The following is a 9,933-nucleotide window of genomic DNA, read 5'->3' on the forward strand; positions in this document are numbered from 1 at the left end:
CAAAACTGTACATTCTTATTTTATCATTCTCAAAAAGAAGGAATGGAGGAAGATAAAATGTCAAAACAAATTGTACCATTAAACGTTGACTATTCATCAAAAAAAGAAGGGAAATCTAATATGATTTTAATGAAACTCTGTAAGGGGAAAATGGAATGGGTGTTTTACGATTTCCTTGATAAAGAACAATTAAAATTGATATTGGATGCTTACCATCTAAAAATTATATTATAAAAGTTAAATATATAGTACATTTATGTTTTATATGGTAAACTAGAATAAATAAATTTGAGAGGTGTAATATGTTAAAAAATATATTAGAAAATGTTTTATCTTCAGGAAGTAATGGAGCAGATGATAAAATTAAACAATTAATTAATAATATTATTGGTGATAATCAAGTTCCATCGTTTGTCAGTGATATATTAAACAAAGCATTAGAACAACTAAATCAAGGTGCAGGATCAGCGCTTGTGGCACCGATGATTAATAAAGTATTAGAATCATATTCTAAGGATAATTCATTAAGTAGTGATATGAGTGAGTTGTTTAATATTACTAGTAATAGTGGAAGTGGTCTTAGTGATATTGCTGGAAATATTATTAATACACTAATCAAAAAATAGTTTATGAAAAAGAAGCCGTGTTAATGGCTTCTTTTTGTATATTATTAGCATAACCTATGCTAGCAAGTCTCTCCACCTCAAGAAGAACCAGCTCCTGCAGTGCATCCGTAACAATGCATACCAGTAACAATTCTACGTATACCTGTGTGATTATCTACAAGTTGACTTACATGGTTAACTTCACCAGAGATTTTAAGTTTTTCAATATAGTTGAAATCACAATCATATAGTGAACCATCAGGTCCAACAGAAATCATATTTCTACACATAAGCCCTGGCAATGTTGCAGGATTGTATGCTTTATAGAGTTTGTTCATATAACCTTCGTATAAATCTTCTCTATGTAAAAATTCAGAGAATCTTCCTATAGGATTGTTTGTTATTGCGAATAGGTTATTAAAGACAATTTCAAAATTGTCATATAGTTTTTTCTTATACGTTTTTTCTAGTGCTTCTTGTTTAGGAGGTAAGAATGCTCCATTTGGATTATAGACTAGGTTTAAGATAAGGTCTTCTTCTTTACCATAACCTAGTTCATTTAGTCTTCTTAGTACTTCTATTGACTTAGGAAAAACACCTTTTCCACGTTGCTTAGCTACGACTTTTTCGTTGTAGTAGGGTAGAGATGCCACTACTTGAACTTTTAAGTCACGATATAGTTCTGGTATGTCTCTATAAGCTGGAACATCAAGGATGATTAGATTTGTCCTTACAATTATGGTCTTTGCATACTGAGCGATTTCTTTTAAAAACCATCTAAAGTTTGGATTCATCTCAGGAGCGCCACCTGTAATATCTATTGTTTTATATTTACCAACCTTAAATGCTTCAATTATCTGTTCAAAAGTTTCTCGAACCATATTATTTTTTCTTGTAGGTCCACCGTCAACGTGACAGTGACTGCATGTAATATTGCACAAACTACCTACGTTGATTTGCATAACTTCAGGAAATTCTTCAGTTAATAAATATTGTTTTTCCTCAACTTGGTCAAAAAATTTAGGAATATTTAATTCTGTCATAATAATACTAGTTTGTTAATTTATCAGATAATTCTTTACTTTGAAGACCGTGTACAAGGGTAATACCAGCTTTCATTGCTGCTGCAACGTGGATAGCTTCTGCGATTTGATCTTGATCGCAGCCTTCTTCTAAACAAGTACTAGTATAAGCATCAATACAATAAGGACAAGCTTCAGCATGGGCTACAGCAAGTGCGATAAGAGCTTTTTCACGAGTTGTTAGTTCACCTTCAGCCATGACATTACCGTAGTAATTCATAAAGTTTTTCCAATAATCAGGTGCATCTTCACCAAATTTTCCTTCACCAAATTCTATTAAATGTTTCTTTTTAAAATAATCTGCCATATTTATTCTCTCCTTTAAAAAATTGTATATAATTTTATTATAAGTTAGTTTGCATAAATAATCAATGAAATTGTTCTATTTATATAATACATAAAATTAGTAAAAATGATTTTAAAATGTCATTCAAAACGTATAAATTCGGTTATCTTACATCTTTATACATTTTTGCTATTTCTTCCACAGGTACTCCACGACGGTACATTTTTTGATATTGCTGCATCTGCCACATTGTTTTTACAGTATGATTTTTATATCTTCTCGTAGATGTCGTGATAGGGGAGTCAATTACTGTAATTTTATAGCTAAGTGCACTTAAATCTTCAGAGAGCTTATAATCTTCCATTAAAGGCATATCTTTATATCCTCCAACTTCTTCAAATACTTTCTTTGATATAAATATCGCTTGATCTCCAAAGGCAAGGTTAGTAATACTTGCACGCATATTAGAAACAAGAGAATTTACCCACATAGGAAAGCTACTTGGATAGAATCTAATCTTTAGACAGCCAACTTCAGTAGGGCAGGCAAGTACTTTTTCTATTACATCTTTTTGAAGTACACTATCACAATGAACAAACCACAGAATATCCCCTTTAGCAATTTTCGCACCATAATTCATCTGATTTGCACGACCTTTTTTATCCGATAAGTGATATGTGTAACCGAAATAAGAAAGTTCATCTAGGATTTCTTTTGTCTTATCTGTCGAACCTCCATCAACAAAAAGCACCTCATGTTCCTTTATATTATGTAAACAATATAGATTATAGACAAAATCACGTATTGTTTTTTCTTCGTTATAAATTGGCACAATAATAGTAATCATAAATACACTCCTAAAATAATAATTAATATAATTATAACATGTAACAAAGTATTTCAAAATGATATTTACCTTTAAACTTAGGATTTAAAGTATTTTTAATAAAAAATATAAGAAATTACAAAATATATATTGACAAAGCAACTGTATCTATCGTATAATCACAGTAGATACAAGAAAACGTTTTTAATATCTAATTGAATTATACAAATTAATCTTAAAAGAATTAATAAGGAGGAGTATGATGGATATAAAAATTTCTAATATGTCATCTGTTCCGATTTATCAACAGGTGGCTACACAAATAAAGAATAGTATTCTTAATGGTAGTTTAAAATGCAATGATCAATTACCTTCTATCAGAAGCTTATCTAAAGAGCTAGAAGTAGGTATAATAACAGTAAAAAAATCATATGAAGTATTATTACAAGAAGAACTTATATATTCCAAAGGAGCTGTGGGATATTTTGTAAATGATATAGATTTAGCTACTGTATTATCTATAAAAAAAGAAGAGTATTTAGTTGAACTAAAGGTAATAATTGATAATGCTATTAATGATGGACTTAATATAGAAGATATTAAGGATATAGTTGATAAAGTATTGGAGGAAAAAATTTATGATAAAAGTGAATAATTTACAGATTAATAAAAAGTCATTTCAACTAGGTCCTATAGATTTGGAGTTAGAAGATGGATATGTCTATGCAATTACAGGTAATAGTGGGAGTGGTAAAACACTATTTCTTCAAACACTATTAGGAGCAATCTCATCGGATAAAAATGCAATTAGCTATAATAATTTGAACTTTCAACAAAATGCAGTAGAAATTAAGAAACTATATTCATATGTTGCTGACAAACCATTGTTTTCAGATACTTTACAAGTAAATGAAGTTTTATATAAAATATCTAAATTAGATGAAAGATTTAATATAGATAAATGTTTTGAATTTCTAAATAAACAAAAAATTGTTCTTCATAGTAAAATATATGAATTATCTCAAGGGGAGAAAAAAATATTGTTATTTGCAATAGGATATTTTACTAAGTCTAGTATATTAGTGTTAGATAATCCATTTTCTGGAGTAGGACTAATAGCAAAAAAAGAAATATTAAATCTTCTAAGAGATTATATAGATGAAAATAAAATGATTATTCTTGTAACTGAAGATCCTTTAGTGATAAAGAGTTTAGCAGATTATATAATTGTTTTAGAAAATGGAAGAATTAATACTAAAGAAGATATAGTAGAGCTACAAGAAAGATTTAACACTACAGATATAGAAAATATTTTGCTTTCTATTATGAAGGGAGAGAACTCAAATGATTAAACAAAAATACGATACAAACTTTGGCGCAATTTGGAATTTAATTTCAAATAGAAATTATACGAAACCTTTATTATATAAGAGTTTATATTTACTATATTATTTTATTACCATCACTGTAGTACTTGAGTTATTATTTCATAAAACTTATATTATTTTAGCTGTTATTAGTTCAATAATTATTGTGATAAATGGAAGAAAATATGATGATCCTGAACATCAATTTATTGAATATCTACCGATTTCATTAAAAGATAAAGTAAGATATATTTACTATACAACTTATATAACTTTATTCTTTGGGGGAATAATATCTTTTGTATTAGATTATATTTATCGTAAAGTTAATCCTATTGAATACCTATATGCAATAATAGTAGTTATAGCATTATCAAATTTTGCTGTAATCCAAATGATTAAGACAAAAATAACACTAATATACTTCTTTATATATGATATTATTATTTATCAATTTATAGTAGGAATCTTTCGATTTTCTTTAGTGCCTTTTAGTGGATATATAGGTCCAAAATATGATAATACGCAATTTAGTTTAATAAAATTAGCACTATTAATAGTAATCACATTGTTATATTACTTTGTTAGCGTAAATATTTTATTAGCTCATAATAGAGAAAATAAACGAGTAGATAAAAAGTATAAAGGAAAACTTGTTTTAATTCTGTTCCTTTTAATAAGTACAAGTGTCTTAAAAATTTATACATTTGAAGCTAATATGTTCTTTGAAGGAATTAAAGAAGGAACTAAAGATGCAACTAGAGTTGAATTAATAAATACTTATAATGAAACCAAGTAAGGTTAAGCAAGCATAAATCGAAAATAAAAGAATATAAGAAAGCTAGTGATTTAGTACAGAAAATAGTGTTAGTCATAGCTTTTTTATTTATGTTATAGTGAGGTAGGGAAAGAACAAAAAAGAAGACTTGGTTAACCAAATCTTCTTTGTATTAATAATTCTTATTTGAATTCTGCTGTGTTAACACGTACTCCAGGACCCATAGTTGTAGTTACAGCTACAGATTTGAAGTAAGTTCCTTTAGCAGCAGCTGGTTTAGCTTTAGCTAAAGCGTCTTGAACAGCGTTGAAGTTTTCAACTAAGTCTTCAGTTGAGAATGAAACTTTACCGATTGGAGTGTGAACAACACCAGCTTTTTCAGCACGGTATTCAACTTTACCAGCTTTGATTTCATTAACAGCTTTAGTAACGTCCATAGTTACAGTACCAGTTTTAGGGTTTGGCATTAATCCTTTAGGTCCTAATACACGACCGATTTTACCAACTTCTCCCATCATGTCTGGAGTAGCTACGATTACGTCAAAATCAAACCAACCTTGTTGGATTTTAGTGATGTATTCACCTTGTCCTACGTAGTCAGCTCCTGCTGCTTCAGCTTCTGCTGCTTTATCACCTTTAGCAAAAACTAAAACTTTAGCAGTTTTACCAGTTCCTTTAGGAAGAACTACTGCTCCACGAACTTGTTGGTCGTTTTTACGAGTGTCAACTCCTAAACGGAATGCAACTTCTACAGTTGCGTCAAAATTAACTGTGCTTGTTTTTTTAGCTAATTCGATTGCTTCTACTACAGAGTATAGACTAGAAGAATCTACTAATTTAGCTGCTTCAAGATATTTTTTACCTTTTTTTGCCATTATAATTATCCTCCTATTCTCCTATTAAGATACCCATACTTCTTGCAGTACCTTCGATCATACGCATTGCTGCTTCTACAGAAGCTGCGTTTAAGTCAGCCATTTTAAGTTCAGCGATTTCTTGAACTTGAGCTTTTGAAACTGTAGCAACTTTGTCACGGTTAGGAACAGAAGATGCTTTTTCAATTTTAGCTGCTTTTTTAAGTAATACTGGTGCAGGTGGTGTTTTAGTAATGAAAGTAAATGAACGGTCTTCATATACTGAGATTACTACTGGAATGATTAATCCTGCTTGGTCTTGTGTACGAGCATTGAATTCTTTACAGAATCCCATGATGTTTACACCAGCTTGACCTAACGCTGGACCAACTGGTGGAGCTGGGTTAGCTTTACCTGCTGGTACTTGTAATTTAACAACTTTTATAACTTTTTTAGCCACGATAAAACCTCCTATATATTTTTCGTGATGTGGTCATTTGAACGTCTTTGAATTTTTCGTTCTCCCACTCAATCAAGTTTTGTATTTTTACATACTTGAATATAATATCACACTGGATAAGTAATTGCAAGTATTTTAATAAGTTTTTTTAAAAAAACTTATGTTTAGTAAAAATAATTCTACTTTTATTGAGTAGATATTAAAATAATACAACTAAGTCGGCTAAAATTCAAGTATAAAATCAAAATAATAGATAAATAGAAGTTATAATTTAAAAAGAAATTTATAAACTATATTATATAGAAGAAAAGATTTTATAAACTGGGATTTTCCCTGAGTGAACTATTGACTTTTTACTATAGGTAGTGTAGAATTGTAATTATGGTATGTGACAATTTATTCGAATTTTAATTGTCGAATAGTTGTTATATCATAATAAAAATTTTTCAAAATAGAAAGAGGTTGCAAAATGATTTATGGAATAATCAGTGTTGCAGCTTTACTTGTTGGACTTTTATTTGGATATATTATTTCAAAAAATTCTATTCAAAAGAAATTAGAATTATCTAAGCAAGATGCTGATCATATTATTGGAGAAGCAAGAAAAGAAGCTAGATATATAGTTGAAAAAGAAACTACTATCGCTAAAAAAGAAGCTGAAGAGATAATTAACATAGCTAATAAAGAAGCAGAATTTAAAAAGCAAGATATTCAAAGACAAGAAGATAGAATTGTTCAAAAAGAATCTTCATTAGAACGCCAAACAGAACTTCTAAATAAAAAAGATGAGTTGTTAAGTTCTAGAGAGATGAAATTGGAAGAGAAATCTCAACTTCTTGAAGAGAAAAGTAGTGAAGTTAATCAACTTAAGATTCAACAAGAAACAGAGTTGCAAAGAATTGCAAACTTAACAGAAGAACAAGCTCGTGAAGAGATTATGGCCGCAGTTGAGACTGATATGGCTAAAGACATGGCAATATATATAAGAAATAAAGAACTAGAGGCGAAAAACGTTGCTGATAAACGTGCAAAAGAACTTATTGTTCAATCATTACAACGTTTTGCTACAGATGTAGTTAGTGAAACTACTGTATCTGTTGTAGATCTTCCAAGTGATGATATGAAAGGTCGTATTATCGGTCGTGAAGGAAGAAACATTCGTACTTTAGAAACATTAACAGGGGTAGATTTAATTATTGATGATACTCCAGAAGCAGTTATCCTTTCTGGATATGATCCAATACGTCGTGAGATTGCAAAAACTGCAATTAAATCACTTATTGATGATGGTCGTATCCATCCTTCGAAAATTGAGGAAGCTGTTGATAAAGCACGTAAAAACATTGATCAAGTTATTCGTGATGCAGGGGAGCAAGCTACATTCGACCTTGGAATCCACAATATGCATCCAGATTTAGTGAAAATCGTTGGTAAGTTAAAATATAGAACAAGTTACGGTCAAAATGGACTACAACACTCTATGGAAGTAGCATATATTTCTGGACTTATCGCAGCTGAGCTAGACTTAGATGTCGCAACAGCTCGTCGTGCAGGTTTATTACATGACATCGGTAAAGCACTTGATCATGAGGTTGAAGGTTCGCACGTTGAAATTGGTGTAGCTTTAGCTCTTAAATATAAAGAGAATGCAATTGTTGTTAATGCAATTGCTTCACACCACGGTGATACTGAACCAACACATCCGATTTCTGTCATTGTTGCCACAGCGGATGCACTTTCTGCATCACGTCCAGGGGCTCGAAGAGAGTCATTAGAAAACTATATTAAACGTCTACAAAAACTTGAAGAAATTGCAAATGAACACAAAGGTGTGGAAAAAACATTTGCTATTCAAGCAGGTCGTGAGATTCGTGTAATCGTAAATCCAGAAGAGGTAGATGATACAAAAACTTACAAAATTGCCAAAGAAGTTAAAAATAAAATCGAAGAAACGATGCAATACCCAGGAAACATTAAAGTTAATGTTATTCGTGAGGTTAGAGCAGTTAAGGTTGCAAGATAGTAAATTAAGCGATTGGAAATTATCCAATCGCTTTTTTATGTGTACGAAATTTCTAAATTCAAATAAAGATAAGGAGTTATATTGTATAATTGGTAAAATTGATTTGAAGAAATTAATAAAGTACTAAATTCTTTAGGAATATTGTAATTTAGCTATAATGATTTTAAATTGAGAATTATTATTATAACAGGATAAATTTTAGTATGTTTCAAGATTCTTGTAAATCCGTTTTTGAAATATTATTGAAAATATGAGAAAAATATATTTGAAATTTCAGTAATTTTTCTATTTATGAATTTATAATATTTAAATTTTTATTTTCGAAGAATTTATATTTATTATTTTTAAGAATTATTTTAGGTTGAAAGCTTCAAATGCTGTTATTATAGAGTGTAGTAAGAAAAAAGAATAATTCAAATATTAAAAAATATAACATTCATAGAAAACGTTTTATTAGCTGTTGTTTTATTAATTTACGATTTAACAAATACTAATATATTTGATAATATTAATAAAAAACAATGAAGAGTACCTTGTTAAATTATCTATATTTTAATAAAAACTGTATTAAAACAGTATTGAAAAAATATCCTTGTTATAGTATAATCTTTACTGTAGATGTAGAAAAATTATTATCTATGTAATTATTATAAATTTTTAAGGAGAGTGTTATCATGACAAACACTGTAGAATCTAAAGCATTTTTAGAGCCTCAAGAAGTTTATGAACTAACTATTAAAAAAGGTACTGCTAAAGCAACTGCAAGCCTTAAATATATGTTAAGTTTAGGTTTCTTGGGTGGGGCATTCATCGGAGTAGGATTTTTAGCCTTACTTCGTGTATCAGGATCAATTCCTAAAGAATTTGGTGGTATTGGTGCATTACTTGGAGCATCTGTTTTCCCAATTGGACTTATTTGTATTCTAGTTGGTGGTGGAGAATTAGTTACAGGTAATATGATGGCTGTAACTGTTGCATGGTTTAATAAGAAGATTAGTTTTAAACTGTTGGCTAAAAACATGGTTGTTATTACATTTGCAAACCTTGTTGGTTCTCTAGTTATTGCTTATTTCTTAGGACATTTAACTGGGTTAACTGGTGGTTCTATTGCAGCTAAAACTATCTCAGCTGGTGAATCAAAAGTGTATTTAACATTCTGGCAAGTGTTCTTCTCAGCTGTAGGGTGTAACTGGTTAGTAGGTATGGCAGTATGGTTAAACTTTGCTGCTAAAGATGTAGGAAGTAAAATGTTTGGTGTATGGTTCCCAATTATGACATTCGTTGCTATTGGATTCCAACACTTGGTTGCGAACATGTTCGCAATCCCAGCTGCAATGTTTGAAGGTGCAAATATCTCAGTTTTACAATTTATCCAAAACATGGGAACAGTATTTTTAGGTAACTTTGTAGGGGCTGTTACATTAGTTTCTGCACTTTATACATTTGCTTATAAAAAATAAAATATAGAGAAAATTAAAATTCTTTAAATAATAAAAAAATGAAGTAGGAGATAATTCCCTACTTCATTTTTTATTTTCTTAAAAGTGATATCTGTTAGTATCAATTATATATAACAGATTTAAAATAAAAGTATATAAAACTAACTATAAGATAATATAAAAGGGTCTCCAAAATTTAGGACTGACGAGAGG

12 protein-coding genes are annotated in these 9,933 nt (G+C 29.7%); 7 read left to right on the forward strand and 5 right to left on the reverse strand.

Annotated features, from left to right (window positions below; translation table 11 throughout):
* Positions 1-234: hypothetical protein (locus tag HMPREF3186_RS02965; protein ID WP_231724148.1), on the forward strand; the 234-nt coding region annotated here is incomplete at its 5' end.
* A 68-nt stretch (positions 235-302) separates the two neighbouring features.
* Entirely contained in the window at positions 303-626 is a 324-nt protein-coding gene (locus HMPREF3186_RS02970) for a hypothetical protein (protein ID WP_060913864.1), read from the forward strand.
* 77 nt (positions 627-703) lie between these two features.
* Here the strand turns inward: HMPREF3186_RS02970 and arsS are convergent, their stop codons facing one another.
* From arsS to HMPREF3186_RS02985, 3 genes are all read right to left on the reverse strand, one after another.
* On the reverse strand, positions 704-1,648 hold the full coding sequence (gene arsS, locus HMPREF3186_RS02975; protein ID WP_060913865.1) for an arsenosugar biosynthesis radical SAM (seleno)protein ArsS: 945 nt from the start codon (positions 1,646-1,648) through the stop codon (positions 704-706).
* Positions 1,649-1,655: 7 nt separating this feature from the next.
* On the reverse strand, positions 1,656-1,994 hold the full coding sequence (locus tag HMPREF3186_RS02980; protein ID WP_003144831.1) for an arsenosugar biosynthesis-associated peroxidase-like protein: 339 nt from the start codon (positions 1,992-1,994) through the stop codon (positions 1,656-1,658).
* Between the two features lie 142 nt (positions 1,995-2,136).
* On the reverse strand, positions 2,137-2,820 hold the full coding sequence (locus HMPREF3186_RS02985; protein WP_060913866.1) for a TIGR04283 family arsenosugar biosynthesis glycosyltransferase: 684 nt from the start codon (positions 2,818-2,820) through the stop codon (positions 2,137-2,139).
* A 238-nt stretch (positions 2,821-3,058) separates the two neighbouring features.
* Here HMPREF3186_RS02985 and HMPREF3186_RS02990 point away from each other — a divergent pair, with 238 nt between their 5' ends.
* The 3 genes from HMPREF3186_RS02990 to HMPREF3186_RS03000 are packed head-to-tail and all read left to right on the forward strand — an operon-like array spanning position 3,059 to position 4,965.
* On the forward strand, positions 3,059-3,454 hold the full coding sequence (locus HMPREF3186_RS02990; RefSeq protein ID WP_231724149.1) for a GntR family transcriptional regulator: 396 nt from the start codon (positions 3,059-3,061) through the stop codon (positions 3,452-3,454).
* The gene (locus tag HMPREF3186_RS02995) at positions 3,438-4,151 is read left to right on the forward strand and encodes an ATP-binding cassette domain-containing protein (RefSeq protein WP_060913868.1); all 714 of its coding nucleotides are present in this window, start codon (positions 3,438-3,440) and stop codon (positions 4,149-4,151) included. The genes HMPREF3186_RS02990 and HMPREF3186_RS02995 overlap by 17 nt, the downstream gene beginning before the upstream one ends.
* On the forward strand, positions 4,144-4,965 hold the full coding sequence (locus HMPREF3186_RS03000) for a hypothetical protein (protein ID WP_060913869.1): 822 nt from the start codon (positions 4,144-4,146) through the stop codon (positions 4,963-4,965). The genes HMPREF3186_RS02995 and HMPREF3186_RS03000 overlap by 8 nt, the downstream gene beginning before the upstream one ends.
* Positions 4,966-5,126: 161 nt before the next feature.
* On the opposite strand, the gene rplA is transcribed toward HMPREF3186_RS03000, so the two are convergent.
* Together rplA and rplK are read right to left on the reverse strand one after the other, a co-directional pair.
* Positions 5,127-5,819, reverse strand: coding sequence for a 50S ribosomal protein L1 (gene rplA / locus HMPREF3186_RS03005; protein ID WP_003144761.1), 693 nt, complete (start codon positions 5,817-5,819; stop codon positions 5,127-5,129).
* Positions 5,820-5,832: 13 nt separating this feature from the next.
* Positions 5,833-6,258, reverse strand: a complete 426-nt coding sequence (rplK, locus tag HMPREF3186_RS03010) for a 50S ribosomal protein L11 (protein WP_003144801.1) — start codon at positions 6,256-6,258, stop codon at positions 5,833-5,835.
* Positions 6,259-6,727: 469 nt separating this feature from the next.
* Between rplK and rny the strand changes: the two genes are divergently transcribed.
* Positions 6,728-8,281, forward strand: coding sequence for a ribonuclease Y (gene rny / locus HMPREF3186_RS03015; protein ID WP_060913870.1), 1,554 nt, complete (start codon positions 6,728-6,730; stop codon positions 8,279-8,281).
* A 674-nt stretch (positions 8,282-8,955) separates the two neighbouring features.
* Complete coding sequence (locus HMPREF3186_RS03020) at positions 8,956-9,741, forward strand: formate/nitrite transporter family protein (protein ID WP_060913871.1); 786 nt, start codon at positions 8,956-8,958, stop codon at positions 9,739-9,741.
* The last annotated feature ends 192 nt before the right edge of the window (positions 9,742-9,933 follow it).

Origin of the sequence: Gemella haemolysans, from assembly GCF_001553035.1 — a bacterium.
In the GTDB taxonomy this organism is placed as follows: domain Bacteria; phylum Bacillota; class Bacilli; order Staphylococcales; family Gemellaceae; genus Gemella; species Gemella haemolysans_B.